This is a genomic window from Comamonas sp. 4034 (genome assembly GCF_050434545.1).
In the GTDB taxonomy this organism is placed as follows: domain Bacteria; phylum Pseudomonadota; class Gammaproteobacteria; order Burkholderiales; family Burkholderiaceae_C; genus Comamonas; species Comamonas odontotermitis.
Genome location: NZ_JBNDIT010000011.1, coordinates 123,256 through 145,773, shown reverse-complemented (window position 1 = coordinate 145,773; position 22,518 = coordinate 123,256). Strand labels below are relative to the sequence as shown.

Sequence of the window (22,518 nt, the reverse complement as noted above, 5' to 3'; positions counted from 1 at the left end):
CCCGTGCCGCAGGCAAGCGCCTGGGGCACAAACCGGCTGTTACTGTCTCCTGCATGCGCTCCGTATTTCTGCCAATTGTGTCCGCAATCCATCGCTATCCTCGGTTTCAGGATATGTCATCAAAACTGCCTCTGGCGCTCACCAGTCAAACGCTAAATGCTATGAAAAACATAGAAATCATCGACGGCAACCTCCTGGACCAGCCAGTGGATGTGATTGTCAACGCCTGGAATCGCAACATCATTCCCTGGTGGCTGCTGCTGCCGCGAGGCGTATCGAGCGCCATCAAGAAGCGGGCGGGCTACCGGCCCTTCTGGCAATTGGGCATGCTGGGCGCCATTCCGCTGGGTGGCGCCGTGACTACCTGCGCAGGCAGGTTGCCGTTCAAGGCAATCGTGCACGTGGCCGGTATCGATATGTGGTGGCGTGCGTCGCAGGCTTCCATCCAGGCCAGCGTGCATTCGGCCATGCAGATCGTCAATACGCGCGGCTACCGCTCCGTGGCTTTTCCTGCCCTGGGGGCAGGCACCGGCGGGCTGTGCGAGGAGCAGGCCCTGCACTGGATGCAGGAGAGCCTGAACACCATCGACAGCAAGGCGCATGTGCGGCTGGTGCGCTTTCGCGGTGCAAGCGGGGCAGGCCATGCCTTGGCAAATTACAGCGAAGCGTAGACCGCATCCCGCACTTCGTTGACCAGCCGACCTGCCATGCCTTCGAACGCCGTGTTGGTGAGCAGGATCACGCTCAGCCTGCGCTCGGGATCGACAAACCAGTTGTGTCCATACGCCCCGCCCCATTGCAGGCTGCCCTTGCCCTGCGGTGTTCCGGCCAGGGCCGGGTCAACCAGAACCGCCCAGCCCAGGCCAAAACCCCAACCCGGGCCCTGCGTCTGGGCTTGCGGGCCGACCTGGTCACGCACCATCTCCTGCGCAGCTCCAGGCTGCAGCAGGCCGGGCTGCCCGGCGGCGCTGCGCCTAACCGATTCCAGCAGCTGGAGGTAGTCGTCTGCATTGCCCACCATGCCTGCGCCGCCGGATGCAAAGGCATGGCGGTCAAACGCCCGCTTGGGAGAAAAGCGCACTCCCCCATCCTGCCCGGCAGCGAGGGGAACCACCATGTTCTCGCGCATGCGTACCGGCTGGGGCTTGCCGTCGGCATAGGGGACCGCCAGCGGCGACCCCGAACGCACCGCAAAACGGGTGTGCTGCATCTGCAAGGGCTGGGTCACAGACTGCGCCACCACCTGCTGCAGCGAAGCACCCCCTGCCTTGGCGACGACGGCGCCCAGCACGTCGATGCCCAGCGAATAGCGCCACTGGCTGCCCGGGGCAAAGTACAGCGGCGCCTTGCCCAGCCTGCGCAGGTTTTCATCCAGGCTGATGCCGCTGCTGTCGAGCCCGTCGGAGACGCCCAGCCGGGCATAGGCACCATCGGCCCCTTCCGCAAATCCATAGCCCAGGCCCGAGGTGTGGGTGATGAGCTGGCGCACCGATAGCGTGGGTACGGTCTTCTCGCCATGGGCCGTTACCAGGGGCGGCCGGAAATCCGGCAGGTACCGGGTGACGGGCGCATCCAGCTGCAGCTTGCCCTCTTCCACCAACCGCATGGCGGCCAGCGTGACGATCGGCTTGGTCATGGAGGCGAGGCGAAAGCCGGTCGATGTCTGCATGGGCCGCTGTGCTTCACGGTCTGCATAGCCAACGGCCTGGCGGTAGAGCACGGCTCCATCCTGCGCCACCAACACCACGGCGCCCACGATTCGCTTTTGCGCAACGGCCGTATCCAGCACCGTGTTGAGGTTGGCGGCGAGCCGGGCGCGTTGCTCCAGCGCAGCCTCGCTGGCTGCGTGGGCGATGGAGGCCAGTGAAAGCAGACCGGCGGCAAGCGGCCGTGCCATGGTGGCAAACACATGGTTCATGGAGAACTCCTTGGCGGAAAACCGCAGTGTCCGTCACTTCACACTCAAGAAAAAGCGTGCAACACTTCACCCATCGTGAAGAAAAACTTATCTATCCAGCGCGATTCACTGAATGCGCTGAGCACCTTTGTACTGGTGGCGCGCGTGCGCAGCTTTACCCAGGCGGGCAACCAGCTGGGCATCAGCGCATCTGCCGTTTCGCAGCAGATGCGCAAGCTCGAAGCACAGCTGGATGTGCGCCTGCTGCAGCGCAACAGCCGCCAGGTCTCCGTCACCGAAGCGGGTGAACAGCTGCTGGCAGAGGTGACGCCGTCGCTGGAGCAGCTCGACCTTGCCATGCAGAGGGTGCGCGCCGCGCACGATGAACCCACCGGCTTGCTGCGCATCAATACTTCGCGGCTGGCGGCGGGGCTGCTCATCACGCCCCGGCTCGATGCCTTTCTGGCGCGCTACCCGCGCATTCAGCTGGAGCTGTTCACCGACGATGCTTTTTCCGACATCGTGCAGGATGGCTTTGATGCAGGCATTCGCCTCGGCGCCTTTCTGGCACGCGACATGGTGTCGCTGCCGCTTGACCAGGGCCAGTGGGAAGCCGTGGTCGCCAGCCCGGCGTACTGGCAGGCACACGGCATGCCGCAGACTCCGGCCGATCTGGCCCTGTACGATTGCATCCGTTTTCGGCTTCCCGGCTCCAAGCGTTTTGTGCCCTGGATTTTTGTGGTGGGTGGCAAGGAACAGTCCATCGAGCCCACCGGGCGCCTGATCTTTTCGGACGACGCCTACGTCACCCGCGCTGCCTGCCAGGGCTATGGTGTAGCGCACAAGTTTGTGGGCAGCATTCAGGAGGAGCTGGCCACCGGCTTGCTGGTGCCCGCCTTGCAGTCGTTCGAGAGGCCCTGGTCGGGCTTTCACATCTACTACCCTGCGCGCAAGCAGATGCCTCCCAAGCTGAGGGCGTTCATCGATTTTCTGCGCGAGGCGCCACCAGTCTGAGGTGCTGAATATTCCGGCACCAGGCCACAAAAAACGCAGCCCGGGGGCTGCGTTCCTGCTTTCAACGCATGCAGCGCTTACTTGATGAGCGTCACACCCGTCTTGGATTGCGCGTCGTCAAAGCTCACCTCGGGGGCCAGCTCGATCACTTTCAGGCCCTGCTCGGTCACATCGAACACGCCCAGGTCGGTAATGATGCGATCGACCACGCCCACGCCGGTCAGCGGCAAGGTGCAGTTCTTGAGGATCTTCAGGTCGGTGGTGCCGTCCTTCTTCTTGGCCACGTGTTCCATCAGCACGATCACACGCTTGACGCCAGCGACCAGATCCATCGCGCCGCCCATGCCCTTGACCATCTTGCCCGGAATCATCCAGTTGGCCAGGTCACCCTTCTCGGACACCTGCATGGCGCCCAGAATGGACAGGTTGATCTTTCCGCCACGGATCATCGCAAACGACTGGTCCGAGCTGAAGATGGAGGAGCCGGCGATGGTCGTCACCGTCTGCTTGCCAGCATTGATCAGGTCGGCGTCAATGGCGTCTTCGGTGGGGAATGGGCCGATGCCCAGCATGCCGTTTTCCGACTGCAGCCACACTTCCTTGTCGCCGGTGTGGTTGGCCACCAGGGTAGGAATGCCGATGCCGAGATTGACGTAGAAGCCGTCTTCCAGCTCTTGCGCCGCGCGTGCGGCCATTTGGTCTTGGGTCCAAGGCATGTCAGGCTCCTTACTTCTTCTCGGTGATGGTGCGCTTTTCGATGCGCTTCTCGGGCGTGGCGTTCAGCACCAGGCGGTGCACATAGATGCCAGGCAGGTGGATTTCGTCGGGCTTCAAGGCGCCGGTCTCGACGATCTCTTCCACTTCCACGATGCAGACCTTGCCGCAGGTGGCGGCTGCTGGATTGAAGTTGCGCGCCGTCAGGCGGAACTGCAGGTTGCCGCTCTTGTCGGCACGCCAGGCCTTGACCAGCGACACATCGGCAACGATGGAGCGCTCCATCACATAGGTCTCGCCATCGAACTCGCGCAGTTCCTTGCCTTCTGCCACCTGCGTGCCCACACCGGTCTTGGTGAAAAAGGCGGGAATGCCGGCGCCGCCAGCACGCATCTTTTCGGCCAGGGTGCCCTGGGGCGTGAATTCCAGTTCCAGCTCGCCTGCCAGGTACTGGCGCTCGAACTCCTTGTTCTCGCCCACGTACGATGCGATCATCTTCTTGATCTGGCGGGTCTCCAAAAGCTTGCCCAGGCCAAAACCGTCGACGCCGGCATTGTTCGATGCCACGGTCAGATTCTTGGCACCGCTGTCGCGCAGCGCTTCGATCAGCGCCTCGGGGATGCCACACAGGCCAAAACCGCCCACGGCCAGCAACTGGTTGTCTGCGACCACGCCTTGGAGTGCAGCTGCCGCATTCGGATAAATTTTGTTCACACGTGTCTCCTAATTAAGAAGGGCTTGTTCCGCGAATGAAGCATACTACGTATTAGCATACGTAGTATTTCGTAAAGGGGACAATTTTTGCCATGCGAGTGACACCGCTTGATTATCGACAGGCCTTCGAGATGGCGCCCGTGGGCCTGGTGGTTTCGCACCGCCGCATCATGATCGACTGCAACGAACAGGTCTGTTCCATGTTCCGCACTTCGCGAGAGTTGATGATCAACCAGTCCTTCCAGATCCTCTACCCCAGCGCCGACGAGTTCGAGCGCCTGGGACGGCGTATTGCCCCCATCATGGGCGCGCAAGGCCTGTATTCGGACAACCGCATCATGAAGCGCGCCAACGGCGAGATGTTCTGGTGCCATGTGATGGGCCGGGCCTTCAACCGCGACGATCCGCATGAAGGCGGCGTGTGGAGCTTTGAAGACCTGAGCGCGCTGCGCCCGGTGCGCGCCGAACTGACAGCGCGCGAGCGCGAGGTGGCCGCCCGCCTGCTCGAAGGCATGACCAGCAAGGAGATCGGCCGCTGCCTCGATATCAGCCACCGCACCGTCGAGATCTACCGCACCCGCCTGATGCGCAAGTACGGCGCGGAATCATCTGCCGCACTGGTGCAGAAACTGCTGGCCGGTGGCAGCTCGCTCGATATCGTGCTGGGGCCGGACGAGGCCTGATCCAACGCCACCAGGGACCCTCTGCAAAACGCCCTGCCGTGGTCTGAACACGGCTTCGGGCGATCCGCTGCGTTGTCTTTTTTTGATCAATGCAGCTTCATGCGGCCAGACACCCGCTGCTGCAGCAGGCGCGCCAGGGCCAGTACTGCCGTCTTGACCGTGCCCAGAATGGCTCGGTGGTGCATCAGGTGCAGCGACATGTACATCCACTTGGCAAGCAGCCCCTGCACGAAGAAGTTCTTGCCGGACAGGCCGCCCATCAGGTTGCCCACGCCCTTGTTGTCACCCAGCGAGACCAGCGAGCCAAAATCCTTGTAGACGAAGGGCTCGTTGAAGTGCCCTTCCTTCAGCGCGGCATACAGCACCTGGGTCAGATAGGTTCCTTGCTGATGCGCGGCCTGCGCACGGGCGGGTACCGTCTTTCCATCTACCCATGGCGTTGCTGCGCAGTCGCCCAGCGCATAGACCTGATGCGCACTGGTACGCAGATGGTCATTCACCACCAGCTGGTTGATGCGGTTCACCTCCAGGCCCAGCAGCGCATTGCGGTCGGCTGCCTTGATGCCGGCAGCCCAGACGATCAGATCTGCCGAGACAGGGCCATCGGGCGTGATGACCTCGCCCGGCTCCAGCGCCTGCACGCGGGTGCCCGTCATCACGCGCACACCCTTGCGCTCAAGCGCAGTGGTGGCCTGCTCCGATATGCGCGGTGGCAGCCCGCCCAGAATGCGGTCGCCTCCTTCGATCAGGTTGATGTCCAGCCGAAAGCGTTGGTTGCTGCCCTGGCTCTCCTGCAGCATGCTGTGGGCCTCCAGCAGTTCGGCCGACAGCTCCACGCCGGTGGCGCCCGCCCCCACGATGGCCACCGACAGCGAGCGTGGCTCGGCATACGAGGCGTGGGCACAGGCACTGAGCCAGTCGGCATGGAAGCGCTGCGCGTCGCGCACGCTTTCGAGTAGATAGGCGTTCTCGATACCCGGTGTGCCAAACGAATTGGAGCCGCTGCCCAGCGCAAGCACCAGGTGCCGGTAGCCAATGCTGCGCTCGGGCACCACTTCCTTGCCCGCCTCATTGGTGATCGCCGCAAGGCGAATGCTTTGCTGCGCGGTGTTCAGCGCCATGAATTCGCCCATCACAAAGCTGAAATGGTTGCGCCGGGCCAGCACGGTGTAAGACAGCCCTTCCTGGTGCGCGTCGAGCGTGCCTGCCGCTACTTCGTGCAAGGTGGGCTTCCAGATGTGGAAGGGCATCTTGTCCACCAGGAGCACGCGCTCGCGCCCTTCTCGCGCCCCCAGCTTGCGTCCCAGCTGTGCGGCCAGCTCCAGGCCCCCGGCGCCCCCACCCACAATTACCACGTCATAGTGCATCTGCCACTCCTTTGCACGGTCTCCGGTACGGTCTTTCTGTCTCAGGTTGAACCGTAGCTTAACTTAAGTCAAATTTAACATACATTCTTGAATGTATATACAAAAAGACGACGTTTCTGCCTATACGATCTGGCGTATACAAAGCAGCAAATGCAGCCCAGATAACCCGCGCCCTTAGAACAGGTTCTTAGTCTGTACTTGTCGCGTTGAGGGGACTTCAGCCAAGCTGGCATATGCAGTTCTGCCCCTACACTGGGCCGGTTCCCATGCCACCCTGCCTCAATGTTCCGCGGCCCTCCTGCATCTATCCACTGCCCTCCATGTCGTCCCATTCGTCGTCTCATGATTCCCTGCCGTTGACCCCGTTGGCGCCCGATCTATGGAGCGCGCAGCAGCGCATCAGTGTGCAAGGCCTGCCACTGCGCACGCGCATGACTGTGGCCCGGCTGGCCGGCCACCAGCTATGGCTGCACTCGCCCGTCGCACCCACACCGCAGTTGCGCGCCGCGCTCGATGCCCTGGGCAGCGTGGCCTGGGTGGTGGCCCCCAACCGCATGCACCATTTGTATGCTGGCGACTGGCTGCCGTTCTATCCACAAGCACAGTTGTGGGGAGCGCCAGGCCTCACGGCCAAAAGGCGCGATTTGCTGCAGTTGCAGACCCTGCCAAAACAGCCGGGCCCACTGGGCCAGCTGGACGATTCCGCCACGCCCTCCGCCTGGCGCAACCATCTGCAGATGCAATGCGTGGGCGGCATTCCGCTGCTGAATGAATGCGTGTGGCTGCACCAGCCCAGCGGCAGCCTGATCGTGACGGATGTGCTGCAGTACTACCCGCAGGATCTGTCGCTGTCGGCGCGCCTGTTCAACAGCCTGAACGGCACACGCAGCCGCCTGGCCATGCCACGGGCCGTGCGCTTTGCCATCCGTGACAAGGCGGCCGCACGCGCAGCCGCACAGGTGATCTGCAGTTGGCCCGTACAGCGCATCGTGCTGGCGCACGACACGGTGATCGAACAGCACGCTGCCAGGCAGTTGCGCGCCGCGCTGGGCTTTCTGCTGGATTGATGGATAACCAAATCGCTATCCAATCAATAGCTAGAGTCGCTTATCTGCAATGCGCTAGTGGCAATTTTTCTTGAAGAATAGAGAATCTTTCAAGAAACGCGAAAGCTCTCCAGATGGATGCTGGTTTCGCTGTTGCTGATGCCTTTGATGAGCCGGATGCGCTCCAGCACGCGCGAAAGCTCTTCCAGGCTCGCCACCTGCAACTCGGCCAGCAGATCCCAGCGGCCATTGGTGCTGTGCAGCGCCGCCACGCCTGGCTCGCCCAACAGGGACGCCATCACCCGGCGCGTGTCGTTGCCCACGATCTCAATGCTCATCCAGGCTCGCAACACCTCGGGCTGCACATCGGGGCGCAGGCGCACGCTGTAGCCCACGATCAGACCTTCGCGCTCCAGTCGCTCCATGCGGTTGGTGACGGTGCCGCGTGATACGCCGAGCTTGCCGGCCAGCGTAGCCACGCTTTCGCGTGCGTTTTGCCGCAGCATGCTGATCAGAGCCTGGTCGGTTTTGTCAATTTGCACAATAACAGCCTACATTTTGCTTCAAAGGCTGACATTTTCTACCATTTTTTGCACTTTGCTTTGTTTTCGCCCTGCGCCACACTGGTGGCAGCTGCCAGTGCCCATGCATTGGGCACCAAAAGCTATAAAACAAGGAGCAAACCATGACCAGCACAAGCAATAACTACACCGCAACCGTTGACTTCCTCAGCACCGATGCCGCCGCCGAACTAGTGCACCGCGTGGGCCTTACGCCGCTGCTGGCGGGCCTCGTCACCGCCCTGGAAGAAGACTTTGCCCGCTGGCAGGATTTCGACAAGACCGCGCGCCTTGCCCAGCACACCCGCGACGGCGTGATGGAGCTGATGCCCGTGGCCGATGCCGACCACTTTGCCTTCAAGTACGTCAACGGCCACCCCAAGAATCCGCAGCGCGGAATCCCCTCCATCATGGCGTTTGGCGCCCTGATGCGGGCCGATACCGGAGCGCCGGTGCTGCTGTCGGAGCTGACGCTGACCACCGCCCTGCGTACCGCCGCCACCAGCGTGATGGCCGCCAAGCGCCTGGCGCGTGCCAACAGCCGCACCATGGCCCTGATCGGCAACGGCTCGCAGAGCGAATTTCAAGCGCTGGCATTCATCGGTCTGCTGGGCATCGAAGCCCTGCGCCTGTTCGACATCGACCGCGCCGCCACCGACAAGCTGGTGCGCCACCTGCAGGCCCATGCACCGCAAGTGCAGGTGACGGTATGCGACAGTGCAGCCCATGCCGCAGATGGCGCCGATATCGTGACCACAGTGACTGCCGACAAGACCAATGCAACCATCCTGACCCGCGCCATGGTGCAGCCCGGCATGCATCTGAACGCCGTGGGCGGCGACTGCCCAGGCAAGACCGAACTCGACGCCGCCATCCTGCCGGAAGCCAGCGTATTTGTGGAATTTGCGCCGCAAAGCCGCATCGAAGGCGAAATCCAGCACATGGCCCCCGACTTTGCCGTGACCGAACTGTGGCAGGTATTGCATGGCAAGGCACCGGGCCGGCAGCGTGATGACGAGATCACCGTGTTCGATTCCGTCGGCTTTGCGCTGGAGGATTACTCCGCCATGCGCTACCTCCACGCCCTGGCTCAAAAGCATGGCGTGCTGCAGCCTCTGCTGCTGCTGCCACAATTGGCCAACCCCAAGGATCTGTTTGGCGTGCTGCACGCCGATAGCCCTGCCCGCAACCCATTGAAAACGACTGCCGCAACCGCCTGATATGCACAACTCTACCGCCATCAGCTTGATAGGAGCTCCTACCGACATCGGCGCCGGACGCCTGGGCGCCGCCATGGGGCCGGACGCGCTGCGCGTGGCGCAGCTGGGCCCTGCCCTGGCCGAGCTGGGCTGCGAAGTACGCGATGTAGGCAACCTGGCCGGGCCCGCCAACCACCGCCACCCGCGCGATGCGGCCCACGGCAACCTGCGCAACTTTGAAGAAGCCGTGGCCTGGAACCAGACCGTGCACGACGCCGTGCACGCTGAGCTGGCCGCAGGCCGCATGCCGCTGATGCTGGGCGGCGACCACAGCCTGGCGGTGGGCTCCATCAGTGCGGTGGCGCGCCACTGCAAGGCTACAGGCAAGCGCCTGTATGTGCTGTGGCTCGATGCCCACGCCGATTTCAACACGCCCGAGACATCGCCTTCCGGCAACATCCACGGCATTCCTGTGGCGTGCCTGAGCGGCCTGGGCCCGCGCGAGCTCACCCACCTGGCGGGTTTTGCACCCGCCCTGGGAGAGCAATCGCTCTGCCAGATCGGCCTGCGCAGTGTGGACGACCAGGAAAAGCACCTCATCAAGACCCACAACATCGACGTGTTCGACATGCGCGCCATCGACGAGCTGGGCATGCGCGAAACCATGCTGCGGGCGCTGGCGCCGCTGCGCAATGCCGACCCGGCCACCACCCATCTGCACCTGAGCTTCGACGTCGACTTTCTCGACCCCGAGATCGCCCCAGGCACCGGCACCACGGTACGCGGCGGCCCCAACTACCGCGAAGCACAGCTGTGCATGGAGATGATTGCCGACACCGGCCTGCTGGGCTCGATCGATATCGTCGAACTCAATCCGGCGCTCGACCTGCGCAACCAGACCGCCGAGCTGGTGGTCGATCTGGTGCAGAGCCTCTTTGGCAAGAGCACCCTCGTCAAGGACGTGCGCAGATAGGTTCCCAGGCTTTCCACAAACACTTTTGATCGGCCGCAATGCGGCCGTTTCCATTGGGCTCTAAGCGAATCCATGGCGCCTATTTGCACAACCCAACCGCTTGATTTTCTTAATGGTGCACTTGGGTATATTCAATCAGCAAAGCGCACACCAAAAGCAGCTGCAATCGCATAATCAACAGCAACCAATGGCACGGAACACCTGCCCGCCATTGCCACGTTGCTGTCGCCGCAAGGCCGTCAGCGTCCTGCAAGTTTGAACCGGAGAACTCCCCATGACGACTGAATCCAAGTGCCCCTTCCATACCGCCCAGCAAACCCAGAGCGGCACAACCAATAGAGACTGGTGGCCCACTGCGCTGCGTGTGGATCTGCTCAGCCAGCACAACAGCAAAAGCAACCCCATGGGCGCCGATTTCGACTACGCCAAGGAATTTGGCAAGCTCGACTATGAAGGCCTCAAGCGCGACCTGCGGGCACTGATGACCGACTCCCAGGACTGGTGGCCCGCTGACTTCGGCCACTATGGCCCACAGTTCATCCGCATGGCCTGGCACTCCGCCGGCACCTACCGTGTGCAGGACGGCCGTGGCGGCGGAGGCCGCGGACAGCAGCGCTTTGCACCACTCAACAGCTGGCCCGACAACGTCAACATCGACAAATCGCGCCGCCTGCTGTGGCCCATCAAACAGAAATACGGCAACCGCATCTCCTGGGCCGATCTGATGATCCTGTGCGGCAACGTGGCGCTGGAAAGCATGGGTTTCCGTACCTTTGGCTTTGCTGGCGGCCGGGTCGATACCTGGGAACCAGACCACGACGTGTACTGGGGCGCCGAGAAAGAATGGCTCGCTCCCACCAACAACCCCAACAGCCGCTACAGCGGCGAGCGCGATCTGGAAAACCCGCTGGCTGCCGTGCAGATGGGATTGATCTACGTGAACCCTGAAGGTCCGGACGGCAATGGCGACCCCATTTCCGCAGCCCGCGACATCCGCGACACCTTTGCCCGCATGGCCATGGACGACGAGGAAACCGTGGCCCTGATCGCTGGCGGCCATACTTTCGGCAAGACCCACGGCGCGGGCCCTGCCAGCCACGTCGGCAAGGAACCCGAAGGCTGCGACCTCGAAGCACAGGGCCTGGGCTGGCAAAGCAGCTTTGGCACCGGCTCCGGGCGCGATGCCATCACCTCGGGCCTGGAAGTAACCTGGACGCAGACCCCTGCACAATGGAGCAACTTCTTCTTCGAAAACCTGTTCAAGTACGAGTGGGTGCAGGAAAAGAGCCCTGCGGGCGCCATTCAGTGGGTGGCCAAGGATGCGGACGATGTCATCCCCGACGCCCATGGTGGCCCCAACAAGAAACCCACCATGCTGACGACCGACCTGTCGCTGCGCATGGACCCGGCCTACGAAAAGATTTCGCGCCGCTTCCTGGAAAATCCCCAGGCCTTTGCCGAAGCCTTTGCCCGCGCCTGGTTCAAGCTGACCCACCGCGACATGGGCCCGGTCAGCCGCTACCTCGGCCCCGAAGTGCCGAAGGAAACCCTGATCTGGCAAGACGTGATTCCCGCCGTCAAGCACCCGCTGGTCAACAGCGATGATGTGACCGCCCTCAAGGCCCAGGTGCTCGCATCGGGCCTGACCGTGCAGGAACTGGTGGGCACCGCTTGGGCCTCGGCGTCTACCTACCGCGGCTCCGACATGCGCGGCGGTGCCAATGGCGCGCGCATCCGCCTTGCGCCGCAGAAGGACTGGCAGGTCAACCAGCCAGAACAACTGGCCAAGGTACTGTCCGTGCTGGAAGGCATTCAGCGCGAATTCAACAAGACGGCAGACGGCGACAAGCGTGTCTCCATGGCCGACCTGATCGTGCTCGCCGGTAATGCAGGGGTCGAAAAGGCGGCTGCCGATGCGGGCATCAAGGTGACGGTACCGTTCAGCCCCGGCCGAGGTGACGCCACCGCCGAGGAAACCGATGCCGACTCCTTCAAATACCTGGAGCCCAAGGCAGATGGCTTCCGCAACCACCTGCAAGGCCCACTTCCTGCTTCCGCTGAATCTCTGCTGATCGACAAATCCCAGCTGCTGAACCTGACGGCCCCTGAAATGACCGTGCTCGTCGGTGGCCTGCGCGCCATCAACATCAACACCGGTGGCAGCCAGCATGGCGTGCTGACCCACACCCCCGGCAAGCTGACGAACGACTTCTTCGTCAACCTGCTGGACATGGGCACCCAATGGAAGGCGCTGGAAGACGGCACCTACGAAGGCGTAGACCGCAAGAGCGGTGCCAAGAAGTGGACTGGCACCCGTGTGGATCTGGTCTTTGGCAGCAATGCCATCCTGCGTGCCGTTGCCGAAGTCTATGCTGAAGCTGGCAACCAGCAGAAGTTCGTTGGCGACTTCGTGTCAGCCTGGACCAAGGTGATGGAACTGGACCGTTTCGACCTGAAGAAATGATTCCGCTGCCCCGGCCGAAGCCTTGCGTTTCGGCCAGCCTTCAAAAAACGCCCGATCGGGCGTTTTTTTATTGTTTCGCGCAAGCTCACCAGGTACCGGGCTCGCGCACCATATGGATGATGTTGGCCGGGCTGGTGATCCAGCCTCCCTTGAATCCCTCCGGCAGCGGCTCGATTGCATCGCAGCGGGTCACTCCGGCCCGTGCCAGATGCGCAGCCGCACCCTCAAAACTCTCGGTGAACAGCTCCAGCCAGATTTCCGCCTGGCTCATCTGCGGCGCCTCATCGATCCACAGCCTGTTGGGGCCGAGCGCAAAGCCTATGGCCGGAGCTTTTTCGCTGATCGGTGCAAGCCCCACCACGTCGCGGTAAAACGCGATCGTCGCCTCGTACTGGTGCGATGGCACTTTCATCGCAATATCGATACCGCCGTAGAGATTGGCAGTCATGGCTTTCTCCTTTGTCTGTGCATCCCCCCACCCGTGGAATACAGGCAGCCCGGCCTTGCGGGTTTTCGGTCACTTCTATAATCCAGCCTTCACCATACACCGCCAGAGGTATCCGTCCCATGCGCCATTGATGCAGCCGTTCACACAACGGCAAACCTCCACTGCCCTCACAGCGCGGGGAGTTCTTTGCATCTCTGGAATTGGCATGGCGATTTCTCACCTCTCCCTGGAGGGCGTTTCGTACGTCCTCCCCAACGGTCAAGCGCTTTTCTCCGACCTGACCGACATCTTTGACACACGGCACACCGGCCTCGTTGGTCGCAATGGCTGCGGCAAGACCATTCTGGCGCGCGTGCTTGCAGGCCAGTTGCAGCCCTCCAGCGGTCGCTGCGTGCGATCGGGTAGCGTCTACTACCTGGAACAACAGGTTCGCCCGGACGCGGCCACCACGGTGGCCGACCTTGCCGGTGCGCGGAAGGTGCTGGATGCCTTGCAGCGCATTGAGGCGGGCAGCTTCGCGCAGGCGGATTTCGACGCGGTGGGCAACCAATGGGACATGGCCCTGCAGTTTCGCCAGGCGCTTGCACTGCAAGGCCTCTCGCACCTGCGAGCCGATACGCCGGCCCTTGCGCTCAGTGGCGGAGAAGCAATGCGTGCGGCATTGGTGGGCGCCCAGCTCTCTGGTGCGGACTTTCTGATCCTGGACGAGCCCAGCAACCATCTGGACCAAGGCAGCCGCACGGCATTGGCCGGGTGGCTCGCGCATTGGCCACGCGGCCTGCTCGTCATCAGCCATGACCGGCAGCTGCTGGAATCCATGGATCGGATTGTCGAGCTGTCTGCGCTGGGCTTGCGCAGCTACGGCGGAAACTACCCGTTCTATGCCCAGGCCAAGGCGCAGGAACAGCAGAGTGCAAACGCAGAACTCGAGCGCACCAAGCTGGAGCGCAAGCGCACGGAGCAATCCATGCGGGAACAACGCGAGCGCCAGGAAAAGAGGCTGCAGCGCGGAGCCCGAAGCGGCAAACAGGCCAACCAGGCCAAGATCCTGCTGGACCGCCAGAAAGAGCGCAGCGACCACTCAACCGGCAAGCTCCACAGGCAGCACGCGGCCACGCAACGCGAGCTTGCGCAGCGTGTGCGCGATGCCGCTGCCCAGGTTGATGGCGACCTGCACATTCACCTGCAAACACCCCCGCATACCGGCGTTTCCCAACGCCACGTGGCTGCGCTGGAGGGCGTAGCGCTGCCATTGGTGGCCCCGGCCACCCGGCACATCGATCTGCTGGTAACCGGGCAGCAGCGCATCGGCCTGCAGGGGCCCAATGGCTGCGGCAAGTCCACCCTGCTCCAGGTTCTTGCAGGCCGGATTCAGCACCAAGCCGGGGTTTGCACGGTGACAGAAAGCCTGGCGTATCTCGACCAGCGGCTGGGTACGCTGGATGTGCACCGCCCGGTGCTGGAGCAGTTGCAGCAGGTGAGCCACCGCCTGAGCGAAAGCGAGTTGCGGATGCGGCTGGCGCAACTGGGCCTGGGCGCCGACCGGGTAACGGTGCCCAGCGGCGTCCTCAGCGGTGGCGAACGCCTCAAGGCGGCACTCGCCTGCATTCTCTATGCCGATACACCACCACAATTGCTGCTGCTGGACGAGCCCAGCAACCACCTCGACCTGCCCGCATTGCAGGCGCTGGAGACCATGCTGTCTGGCTACCAGGGCGCGATGATTGTGGCATCGCACGACCAGATTTTCCTGAACAATCTCCAATTGACCGACCTACTGGAAGCAACCAGTAAGGGTTGGCGGCTCAGCAGTGCCGATACGCAGCAGGATCGGGATCTGTGAATGCTTCTTTCGTGTGGAAGGTTGGGCCTCACTGGGTGCATTGAGGCCTGGTTGGTCGCCGCCGGGCTTGGAGAGGCTCCCGCTGATCTCAGTTGGGTAGTTGGTCCGCATCCATCGCCACCTGCAGATGCAGGATGGTGAAGTACAAGGTCACATCCCCTTGCCTGTCGATGAAGGTACCGACGGCGCGCTGCAGGCGGGCTGCGATGCACAGGCATTCGGTGGCTTCGGGGCGGCCGCCGGGGATGCGCGCCGTGGTCAGCAAGGCCAGATGGTGTTCGCGGCCAAAATCGTGCACCCCTTCCAGGGCCTCGCCGTGTTGGCGCGGAATGGCCTCGTTGGCCCAGCTCCAGACAAAGCCGCCTTCGCTGTCGCTGGTGGTGCCCACGAGGCAGACCGTGGCGACCACCTCGTGCAGGGGCCCCTGCAGCACCAGGGTGGCGCTGTCCAGATCCCAGCGGAAGCTGGGGGTTGCCTGCAGGCCGAACTGCTTGGGCCATTCAGCATTGCGCGCCACCATCATCTCGACGGCCTCACGGCTCCATGCGGCCCAGTCGGTGTCTTTTTCTGCTTCACTCATATGCTGTCTGTTGCTGTCCATCGCGCTTCAATGGGTGCTATTGTCGTCCAGTCAGAGGTCGCCGCACGCCAACGGACAGCCAGCAATCCGCGGTGCATCAGTTCAAACCGAGCATGCCGCGCAGCTTGGAGAGGTCTTCGGCCAGCGTGTTGACCTTGCCAGCCAGCACCTTGCGGTCGCGCTCACTCAGCTTGGTGTAGAGCTCGAAGCTGCCATCGGGCTTGCGGTATTTGGCCAGCACATCGAAAACGGTCTTGAAGTTGGCGGCCGTCTTGTCGGCGAAAGCCTTGTCCTTTTTCTCGACCAGCGGGCGCAGCAGCTCGAATATTTTGTCCGCGCCTTCGAAGTTGGCCTGGAAGTCGTCCAGATCGGTGTGGCTGTAACGCTCTTCCTCACCCGATATTTTGGTGGCAGCCACCTCCTCGATCAGCACCGCAGCACCTCCCACCACTTTTTCTGGCGGGAAAGTGAGTGTGGTCACACGTTTTTGCAGCTCCTTGCAATCGGCCAGCAACCTGTCGGCCACGGGCGCGAGGCCCTTGGTGGATTTTTCCACCCACAGGCCGTATTCGATGCGGTGAAAACCGATGAAATCTGGGCTTTTTTCGCCCTGCTCGTGGTCGTCAGCCCGTGCGTCGATGCTCTTGTCCAGGTCGGCAAACAGTTCGGCAATGGGTTCGATGCGCTCATAGGGGCGGCGCACCTGGGCGTAGAGCTTCTTGGCTTCTTCGATCTTGCCTGCCTTGACGGCGTCAGTGAATGCCTGCACGCCTTTGACGAGCTCGCGCAGATTGGTGTTGACGTACAGCTTGTACTCGGCCAGCGGCTTGACCAGCTCGAGGGCCGAGACACCGTCGGCCGCCCACGCGGGAATGGCCGCGGCCGATACGCTGCCAAAGAGCGCCAGGCTTTGCAGGAAGTGACGACGTGCGAGCATGTTTTCTTGTCCTTTAAAACTATCAATTCAATAGCATCTTGCGCTTTATTGGTGTACGCAAAACGCTGATTTAGTCCTCAAATCAGCCAATACAGCGAAAGCTATGCCTTCGCAGCAGCCAGGAGGCTGCGGCCGAGCCAGTCCTGCGCATCGCGCACGCCCGGCAGCACATAGAAGAAGCCACCACCCACGGGCTTGATGTATTCCTCCAGCGGCTCCCCATCGAGCCGCTTCTGGACGGTGACAAAGCCCTTGTCCAGGTCGGCCTGGTAACAGATGAAGAGCAGGCCCATCTCCAGCTGGCCTGATTTGGTGACCCCATTGGAGTAGTTGAATGGCCTGCGCAGGATGAGGTTGGCCTCGCTGCCGTGGTCGCGGGGATTGGCGAGACGGATGTGCGCATCCAGGCGGGTCTTGTTGCCGTCTGGGTCGGCGGCGTAATCGGGCACATCATGCTCGGTCTTGCTGCGCGCGTCGAGCGGCGCGCCGCTGTCCTTGTCGCGGCCCATGATGGCTTCCTGCTCCTGCAGCGGCGTGCGGTCCCAGCGCTCGACGAAATTGCGGATGATACGCACCACCTGGTAGCTGCCGCCTTCGGCCCAGGCTGGCTCGTCGCTGCTGGCCTGCACCCAGACAATGCGGCGCATCAGCGCATCGCTGTCCGAATCCGGGTTGGCCGAGCCGTCTCGAAAACCGAGGAAATTGCGTGCGCTCTCCGGTGCCTTGCCGGCGGCAGCAGGTATGGGTGGCACTGTTCCTTCCTGCTTCCACCGCATCACCAGCAGATCCGGCAGGTTCTTGATGATGTCGCGCAACGCATGAATATTGGTGTCTGGCGTGTTGGCGCAGAACTGGATGGACAGATCGCCATGGCACAGCGCAGGCACCAGCGCATCGTTGGGGTGTTGGCGCATGGGCGTCAACCGCCTGGGTGCGAGGCCTTGAAGACCATAGCGCTCCTCAAAGAGGCTGTGGCCCACGGCAACGGTCACGGTCAGCGCATCGGGCTGCACCACGGGCCCGAGAATTCCCGAACCCGCTGGCGGCAACCTGGGATCGGCCACAGGCTGCGCCCCCCCTTCGGTGAGAAAGCGGATGCGCTCGGTCAGGGTCTTGAAGAGCCGCTCCAGATCGGCCTTGTTATCGGCCAGCACATCAAAACTGGCCACCATGCCCGCCAGTGGGCGCGGCGTGACGATACCAGCCTGGTGCGTGCCGTGGAAAGGCACGCGCTGCTGCGAGGTGGTGGTGTGCGGCGCATCGGCCACCTGCGGATGCGCAGGCGCATTCGCCGCTGGCTGGGCTGCTGCCTGCCGCGCTGGCACGCCCGCGAGGACCCCTGCGCCGACGACGCCCGCAGCCTCGCCCAGCCAGCGGCGGCGGCTGGGGACCGCAGGCGCCGCCTCGGCAGCGCTGGCCGAGGTGTCCGATGTGGCACGCTCGGCATTGGATTGAGAATCGTTTCTACTCTTGAAGAAAGACATGGCGGCTCTTTATTTTTTCGTGTGTTATCGGTAAAAGTTTAAGGCTGCAGGCCCAAGGCCATATTGATCTTGCCCATGCTCTGTGACGCCTGGTACAGCGCCTGCGCCAGATTCTGGCATTGCACGGGGTTCAGCAGCACTCCGGGCACGCCAGCGGCCTCCGCATCGTCGGCGGAGACGCCCTGGTCCGCCAGCAACTGGCGCACCTTGTCCAGGCTGGTCTGCAACTGCTGCAGCAGTGCCGGGTTGGCATTGGACAGCACGGGCGCCAGCAATTGCTGGGTCTTGTCCGCCGCAGCCAGGCTGCCGCGCACAAACTGCAGGGCCCAACGGCCCTGCGCGGGCGTGGTCGCCTCACCCGGAATCAAGGTGGATGCACGCTCCAGCGCCTTGGCGCTGTTGGTGGCGAGGTTTTGCGGTTGCAGGGAGGCATCGCCCAGGCGTTGGGCCAGTTGGTCAACATCCTGTTGCAGGCTGGTGACGAGTGGCAGCAGTTGCTCGGCACCTTCACCCGCCTTCAGGCCGGTTGCAATGCGGTGCAGGCCGACAAAGGCGGGGTCCTTGTCACGCAGTGCAAAATCAGCGGCGCGTGCGTCAATGCGGGCATTGAGGTCGCCAAATTGTGCAGCCAGCGGCACCAGCTTCTGGTACTGGCCGCGTGCCAGAGCCACCAGTTGCAGGGCATCGGCAGGATAGCCGTCCGCGGGCGCCTGCGACGCAGCATCCGCATCGCCAGCTGGCTGCAGGCGCTGCGGCAGGGCCTGCAACATGTCCTGCAGGCTGGCCACCTCGGTCAGCAGGTACACCTGGTACTCGGCCAGCGCGCCGATGAAGGCCGTCACCGGCGGCTTGGCGGCTTCGGCCTTGAAGGCCTCCGACGGCGTGACGGTCAAGGTGCCGCGCGGTGCATTGAGCAAGCCGCAGGTCATCTCGTACTGGCCAGGCGCAAGGCGTGCCGTCAGGGTCTGCGACAGGCCGGGCAGGATGTTCTCGCGCTCTTCGAGCACCATCACACCGTCCAGAATCTCCCACTCCAGCGCACGCTCGCCCTTGTTGACGATGCGAAACTGCACCTTGCCCGCAGGCACGCTCACGGCATTGGGCGTACACGTACCCTGGCTGATCTCAATGGTGATCTGGGGCACATCGGTAGCACCTCCTGCAGCCGCCGCGTTGTCGGCGCCCGGCCTGGCTGCAGATTGTGAGGAGCCCGCCGCCTGCCAGAAAGCCGCCGCGCCCAACACCAGCACGAGCACACTGCCCAGTACCACGCCGCCCAGAGGTGCAGGCTGCATGGCGCTTGTGCCGGGCTCGCTTTGCATTGCCACATCCGCCGCTGGCGTGCGAGGGGTGCGCACAGGCGTTTCTGTTTTTGTAGCGGGTGCGACTGGCACCGGCCAGAAGAACACCACCAACGTGACCGCCAGATACGCTGCCCACGCCAGCACCTCGCCCAGTACCGGGGCATGCATGTACCCCAGCAAGCCTCCCAGAACCACGCCCAGCGCGCTGTCTTCCGGCAGAGTCGCGCTGCTGTCAAACACCACCTGCTGCAGATGGTTCCACACCCCTGCCTCATGCAGGCGGCGCACGGCGCCAGCCAGCAGGCCTGCGGCCACCAGCAGGATGAACACGCCGGTGTAACGGAAGAACTGGCGCATGTTGATGCGCACCCCACCCTTGTACAGGCCCACGCCCAACAGGATGGACAGCACGATACCGGCGAGCGCGCCCACCGCCGCGCCCCAGCCCGTGCTCTGCTGGAAGATGGCCAGCAGGAAGAAGACGGATTCCAGCCCTTCGCGCGCCACGGCGAGGAACACCATGCCGATCAGTGCCCAACTGGCGCTGCCTGTCGTAGAAAGCGCCTTGTCGACCGAGGCCTGCAACTCGCTCTTGATGGAGCGTGCGGCCTTGCGCATCCAGAACACCATGCCCGTCAGCATGCCGACGGCGATGAAGCCCACCACGGCCTCGAACAGCTCCTGCTGCTTCTGCGGGAATTCTGCCGCCATCCACTGCAGGCCGGCGCCTGCAAACAGCGACAGGCCCAGCGCAAAGAAAACCCCGGCCCAGACGGCAGGCATCAATGCGGCGCGGCCTGTATGGCGAAGGAAACTGGCAATGATGCCAACGATCAGCGCGGCTTCGATGCCCTCGCGCAGCATGATCAAAAACGGAACCAGCATGAATGTTATGGCGGATCGGCCCCGCGCCCGGCATACCCGTGGCGCGGCGGCGGTCCATGTCTTTCTAGGGTCTATGGTGCAGTGCAGCCGGCTTCCTGTTCGCTATGGGACTGCTGACACAGCCTTGCCCATCCGGAGATGGCCTGCGCCTGCAGCTCCAAATCGGGATGATTCTCAGCCACTGCAATTGGCGCACATATTACGACCAAAACACCGCGCGCCCTGCAACCGCCTCTGCCATACAGGAAGCCAGCAGGGTTGTTACATGCAAATCATACCTCTAGCGCATGCCGCAAAAGCGCAGTCAGCTATCAAAAATGGAGCACTTATTACATATCGCCACCCGCATTACCGGGACAGCCCGGCAGCTTGCTGCAGCTTATGATGCGGTTCAGTACAACAGGAACACGTTCTAAGGAGATTTGCCATGGCGTCCAAACCCCGCTACCCCCTGCCCGATCTCAACACCCTGCCACAGGACATCCAGGATCGCATCCTGCAGGTGCAGGAAAAGGCAGGCTTCATCCCCAACGTGTTTCTGGCCTTTGCCCGCCGCCCTGCGGAGTGGCGTGCGTTTTTTGCGTACCACGACGCCTTGATGGAGCGCGAGGACAGCAGCCTGTCCAAGGCCGAGCGCGAGATGATCGTGACGGTGACCAGTGCGCACAACGAATGCCTGTACTGCGTGGTGGCCCATGGCGCGCTCGTCCGCATCTATGAAAAGGCGCCCCTCCTGGCCGACCAGCTGGCCGTCAACTACCGCAAGGCCGATATCAGCCCCCGCCAGCGCGCCATGCTGGATTTTGCGATGAAGGTCTGCACCCGTTCGCAGGAAATCAACGACGCCGATTTCGAAGCGTTGCACCCGCACGGCTTTGATGACGAGGATATCTGGGACATTGCGGCGATCACGGCGTTTTTCGGCCTCTCGAACCGCATGGCCAGTTTTGCGGGCATGCAACCCAATGAGGAGTTCTACCTGATGGGGCGTGTGCCAAGAGCAAAGGGCTGAGGCGAAAAGCGGGGGCAAAGGGCTGAACAGGCCTGCAAACGCAGCCTGCCGCCATCACGACCATCATCACCTTGCCCGACTCAGACCTCGGCCAGCTTCACACCACCGCGCAGGCGCTCCTCCACGGCCTCGCGCATGCCAGGCGGTGCATCGGCGAGCAAGGCTGGCCAGTCGTCATGTGCCCGGCGCACCACGTCCTTGAGCAGTGCCACATGGCGCGATGCGCGCAACAGGCCGGCGGCTTTGACCAGCGCCTCCACATCGTCCCAGCTCAGGGCGCGCATGGCGGCATCAATCGCCTTGTTGACCGCATACTGCTGCGGTGGCGAGCCCGGAAAGAAGGCGGCGACGCACACGCAGTCATAGACGGGTGCGAGGCGCGGCTGGTGACCATTGGGGTAGATGAGCGCCCAGTTCTTCAGGTGCGCGTCGGTGTTGCCCATCAGGATGGCTGCAATGGTGCGCGCCAGAAACTCGCGCGTGTCTGTCACGGGCTCGGGGCTCAGGCGGTCGAGCACACGGAGCATGGTGGGCCAGTCCTGCTGCAGGCCCTTGCCATATTTATGGCGCGGCGCGTAGCCCAGTGCCTGGTTGAACTCTTCCATATGCACACGGCTGCCATCGGGCAGGTGGTCAAAGCGCTGCACGGCCAGAATCTCGTCAAACGGCACATGCCCGGGCAGGTCGGCCTGGGCGCGGGTGATGACCTGCGCATCCGCCGTGGTCAAGCCCAGCGCCTGGCACAGGCGGTAGCAGCTGTATTCGTTGGCCACCAGATCAGGATGCGCCGTGCTGGGGAGCTTGAGGATGACGCTGCCCGCCGCGCCCTTGCGGTGCACGGTGTAGCGGCGGCCGTCCTGCACGGCACTGAACTTGGTGACGATGCCGGGCAGCGATGCCGCATCCGCCACCGGAAACTCCACAAAACCAGGCTCCAGCACATCGAGCCCCTGCGTGGTGTGCCAGTGCCGCACCACATCAGGAATGGCTTCGCCCTGCGGGACGGGCTCCACCTCCAGCGCGCCCATCAGATCGTGGCCGGCAGCGGCCAGCAGCTCGAACTCATCATCCGGCGAGCAGCCGCGCTCGGCAGCCAGGCGTTCGCGGTTGTGGCCTTCGGGCAGCAGATTCTGAAAATACACGGGCCAGCGTCCATCCGTGCGCACCAGGCGTGCATCGCGGGCAGACGAGAGGATGGCCCGCGTGTCGGCCTCGTTGCCGCCCAGATAGCTCAGTGACAAGGTGGGGCGCTGCGCATCGGCAATGTAATCGGCTTCGAATGAGACGCGCAGCACATCACCGTACTGCGACAGGTAGCCGATTGCGCGGCGCCCACCACCCATGGCCACAGGCTGGTGCATGTACAGGCGCAGGTAGCGGATGGAGGTGGACAT

At 63.0% G+C, this 22,518-nt stretch carries 20 protein-coding genes; 9 read left to right on the top strand and 11 right to left on the bottom strand.

Features of this window, described 5'->3' with window-relative positions; all coding sequences use genetic code 11:
• The first annotated feature begins 161 nt into the window (after positions 1 to 161).
• Complete coding sequence (locus ABIE32_RS13675) at positions 162 to 671, top strand: macro domain-containing protein (RefSeq protein WP_429016925.1); 510 nt, start codon at positions 162 to 164, stop codon at positions 669 to 671.
• Here the strand turns inward: ABIE32_RS13675 and ABIE32_RS13670 are convergent.
• Positions 656 to 1,918 carry a serine hydrolase domain-containing protein gene (locus tag ABIE32_RS13670; protein WP_429016922.1) on the bottom strand — a complete coding sequence of 421 codons (1,263 nt, stop codon included), beginning with the start codon at positions 1,916 to 1,918 and terminating at the stop codon, positions 656 to 658. The two genes, ABIE32_RS13675 and ABIE32_RS13670, sit on opposite strands and share 16 nt — an antisense overlap.
• Before the next feature lie 75 nt (positions 1,919 to 1,993).
• Here ABIE32_RS13670 and ABIE32_RS13665 point away from each other — a divergent pair, with 75 nt between their 5' ends.
• Positions 1,994 to 2,911 (top strand): LysR family transcriptional regulator, encoded by a 918-nt coding sequence (locus tag ABIE32_RS13665; protein WP_429016921.1) that lies wholly within the window; start codon positions 1,994 to 1,996, stop codon positions 2,909 to 2,911.
• Positions 2,912 to 2,988: 77 nt separating this feature from the next.
• On the opposite strand, the gene ABIE32_RS13660 is transcribed toward ABIE32_RS13665, so the two are convergent.
• Entirely contained in the window at positions 2,989 to 3,627 is a 639-nt protein-coding gene (locus ABIE32_RS13660) for a 3-oxoacid CoA-transferase subunit B (protein WP_224152388.1), read from the bottom strand.
• Between the two features lie 10 nt (positions 3,628 to 3,637).
• Positions 3,638 to 4,339, bottom strand: coding sequence for a CoA transferase subunit A (locus ABIE32_RS13655; protein WP_184711688.1), 702 nt, complete (start codon positions 4,337 to 4,339; stop codon positions 3,638 to 3,640).
• A gap of 92 nt (positions 4,340 to 4,431) precedes the next feature.
• Here ABIE32_RS13655 and ABIE32_RS13650 point away from each other — a divergent pair, with 92 nt between their 5' ends.
• Positions 4,432 to 5,022: a PAS and helix-turn-helix domain-containing protein gene (locus ABIE32_RS13650; protein ID WP_224152387.1), complete on the top strand. Its 591-nt coding sequence runs from the start codon at positions 4,432 to 4,434 to the stop codon at positions 5,020 to 5,022.
• A gap of 86 nt (positions 5,023 to 5,108) precedes the next feature.
• On the opposite strand, the gene ABIE32_RS13645 is transcribed toward ABIE32_RS13650, so the two are convergent.
• A complete protein-coding gene (locus tag ABIE32_RS13645) occupies positions 5,109 to 6,389 on the bottom strand; it encodes an NAD(P)/FAD-dependent oxidoreductase (protein ID WP_224152386.1) in 1,281 nt (426 codons plus the stop codon).
• Positions 6,390 to 6,709: 320 nt separating this feature from the next.
• On the opposite strand from ABIE32_RS13645, the gene ABIE32_RS13640 reads away from it, so the two are divergent.
• Entirely contained in the window at positions 6,710 to 7,456 is a 747-nt protein-coding gene (locus ABIE32_RS13640; RefSeq protein WP_429016917.1) for a DUF4336 domain-containing protein, read from the top strand.
• A gap of 89 nt (positions 7,457 to 7,545) precedes the next feature.
• Here the strand turns inward: ABIE32_RS13640 and ABIE32_RS13635 are convergent, their stop codons facing one another.
• Positions 7,546 to 7,971, bottom strand: coding sequence for an Lrp/AsnC family transcriptional regulator (locus ABIE32_RS13635; protein ID WP_224152627.1), 426 nt, complete (start codon positions 7,969 to 7,971; stop codon positions 7,546 to 7,548).
• A 149-nt stretch (positions 7,972 to 8,120) separates the two neighbouring features.
• Here ABIE32_RS13635 and ABIE32_RS13630 point away from each other — a divergent pair, with 149 nt between their 5' ends.
• From ABIE32_RS13630 to katG, 3 genes are all read left to right on the top strand, one after another.
• Entirely contained in the window at positions 8,121 to 9,215 is a 1,095-nt protein-coding gene (locus tag ABIE32_RS13630; RefSeq protein WP_429016915.1) for an ornithine cyclodeaminase, read from the top strand.
• A 1-nt stretch (position 9,216) separates the two neighbouring features.
• A complete protein-coding gene (gene rocF / locus ABIE32_RS13625; RefSeq protein ID WP_429016913.1) occupies positions 9,217 to 10,167 on the top strand; it encodes an arginase in 951 nt (316 codons plus the stop codon).
• A 274-nt stretch (positions 10,168 to 10,441) separates the two neighbouring features.
• A complete protein-coding gene (gene katG, locus ABIE32_RS13620) occupies positions 10,442 to 12,631 on the top strand; it encodes a catalase/peroxidase HPI (protein ID WP_429016910.1) in 2,190 nt (729 codons plus the stop codon).
• Between the two features lie 85 nt (positions 12,632 to 12,716).
• Here the strand turns inward: katG and ABIE32_RS13615 are convergent, their stop codons facing one another.
• Complete coding sequence (locus ABIE32_RS13615) at positions 12,717 to 13,079, bottom strand: VOC family protein (RefSeq protein WP_429016909.1); 363 nt, start codon at positions 13,077 to 13,079, stop codon at positions 12,717 to 12,719.
• A gap of 205 nt (positions 13,080 to 13,284) precedes the next feature.
• On the opposite strand from ABIE32_RS13615, the gene ABIE32_RS13610 reads away from it, so the two are divergent.
• Positions 13,285 to 14,922, top strand: a complete 1,638-nt coding sequence (locus ABIE32_RS13610; RefSeq protein ID WP_429016907.1) for an ABC-F family ATP-binding cassette domain-containing protein — start codon at positions 13,285 to 13,287, stop codon at positions 14,920 to 14,922.
• Between the two features lie 88 nt (positions 14,923 to 15,010).
• On the opposite strand, the gene ABIE32_RS13605 is transcribed toward ABIE32_RS13610, so the two are convergent.
• The 4 genes from ABIE32_RS13605 to efeU form a co-directional block, all read right to left on the bottom strand.
• On the bottom strand, positions 15,011 to 15,502 hold the full coding sequence (locus tag ABIE32_RS13605) for a DUF6882 domain-containing protein (protein ID WP_429016905.1): 492 nt from the start codon (positions 15,500 to 15,502) through the stop codon (positions 15,011 to 15,013).
• Between the two features lie 97 nt (positions 15,503 to 15,599).
• Positions 15,600 to 16,439 carry an iron uptake system protein EfeO gene (efeO, locus tag ABIE32_RS13600; RefSeq protein ID WP_224152378.1) on the bottom strand — a complete coding sequence of 280 codons (840 nt, stop codon included), beginning with the start codon at positions 16,437 to 16,439 and terminating at the stop codon, positions 15,600 to 15,602.
• Positions 16,440 to 16,540: 101 nt separating this feature from the next.
• A complete protein-coding gene (gene efeB, locus ABIE32_RS13595; RefSeq protein ID WP_429016902.1) occupies positions 16,541 to 17,923 on the bottom strand; it encodes an iron uptake transporter deferrochelatase/peroxidase subunit in 1,383 nt (460 codons plus the stop codon).
• Positions 17,924 to 17,961: 38 nt separating this feature from the next.
• Positions 17,962 to 20,112 carry an iron uptake transporter permease EfeU gene (gene efeU / locus ABIE32_RS13590; RefSeq protein WP_429016900.1) on the bottom strand — a complete coding sequence of 717 codons (2,151 nt, stop codon included), beginning with the start codon at positions 20,110 to 20,112 and terminating at the stop codon, positions 17,962 to 17,964.
• Between the two features lie 427 nt (positions 20,113 to 20,539).
• On the opposite strand from efeU, the gene ABIE32_RS13585 reads away from it, so the two are divergent.
• Positions 20,540 to 21,124, top strand: coding sequence for a peroxidase-related enzyme (locus ABIE32_RS13585; protein ID WP_429016899.1), 585 nt, complete (start codon positions 20,540 to 20,542; stop codon positions 21,122 to 21,124).
• Between the two features lie 80 nt (positions 21,125 to 21,204).
• Here ABIE32_RS13585 and ABIE32_RS13580 read toward each other — a convergent pair whose 3' ends face one another.
• The gene (locus ABIE32_RS13580; protein WP_429016897.1) at positions 21,205 to 22,518 is read right to left on the bottom strand and encodes a type II toxin-antitoxin system HipA family toxin; all 1,314 of its coding nucleotides are present in this window, start codon (positions 22,516 to 22,518) and stop codon (positions 21,205 to 21,207) included.

Excerpts from the sequence above, each read along its gene's own strand:
- ABIE32_RS13675 (WP_429016925.1), top strand. The coding sequence starts at position 162 with ATGAAAAACATAGAAATCATCGACGGCAACCTCCTGGACCAGCCAGTG.
- ABIE32_RS13670 (WP_429016922.1), bottom strand. The coding sequence starts at position 1,918 with ATGAACCATGTGTTTGCCACCATGGCACGGCCGCTTGCCGCCGGTCTG.
- ABIE32_RS13660 (WP_224152388.1), bottom strand. The coding sequence starts at position 3,627 with ATGCCTTGGACCCAAGACCAAATGGCCGCACGCGCGGCGCAAGAGCTG.
- ABIE32_RS13650 (WP_224152387.1), top strand. The coding sequence starts at position 4,432 with ATGCGAGTGACACCGCTTGATTATCGACAGGCCTTCGAGATGGCGCCC.
- ABIE32_RS13645 (WP_224152386.1), bottom strand. The coding sequence starts at position 6,389 with ATGCACTATGACGTGGTAATTGTGGGTGGGGGCGCCGGGGGCCTGGAG.
- ABIE32_RS13640 (WP_429016917.1), top strand. The coding sequence starts at position 6,710 with ATGTCGTCCCATTCGTCGTCTCATGATTCCCTGCCGTTGACCCCGTTG.
- ABIE32_RS13630 (WP_429016915.1), top strand. The coding sequence starts at position 8,121 with ATGACCAGCACAAGCAATAACTACACCGCAACCGTTGACTTCCTCAGC.
- rocF (WP_429016913.1), top strand. The coding sequence starts at position 9,217 with ATGCACAACTCTACCGCCATCAGCTTGATAGGAGCTCCTACCGACATC.
- katG (WP_429016910.1), top strand. The coding sequence starts at position 10,442 with ATGACGACTGAATCCAAGTGCCCCTTCCATACCGCCCAGCAAACCCAG.
- ABIE32_RS13615 (WP_429016909.1), bottom strand. The coding sequence starts at position 13,079 with ATGACTGCCAATCTCTACGGCGGTATCGATATTGCGATGAAAGTGCCA.
- ABIE32_RS13610 (WP_429016907.1), top strand. The coding sequence starts at position 13,285 with ATGGCGATTTCTCACCTCTCCCTGGAGGGCGTTTCGTACGTCCTCCCC.
- ABIE32_RS13605 (WP_429016905.1), bottom strand. The coding sequence starts at position 15,502 with ATGAGTGAAGCAGAAAAAGACACCGACTGGGCCGCATGGAGCCGTGAG.
- efeO (WP_224152378.1), bottom strand. The coding sequence starts at position 16,439 with ATGCTCGCACGTCGTCACTTCCTGCAAAGCCTGGCGCTCTTTGGCAGC.
- efeB (WP_429016902.1), bottom strand. The coding sequence starts at position 17,923 with ATGTCTTTCTTCAAGAGTAGAAACGATTCTCAATCCAATGCCGAGCGT.
- efeU (WP_429016900.1), bottom strand. The coding sequence starts at position 20,112 with ATGCTGGTTCCGTTTTTGATCATGCTGCGCGAGGGCATCGAAGCCGCG.
- ABIE32_RS13585 (WP_429016899.1), top strand. The coding sequence starts at position 20,540 with ATGGCGTCCAAACCCCGCTACCCCCTGCCCGATCTCAACACCCTGCCA.
- ABIE32_RS13580 (WP_429016897.1), bottom strand. The coding sequence starts at position 22,518 with ATGTCCACCTCCATCCGCTACCTGCGCCTGTACATGCACCAGCCTGTG.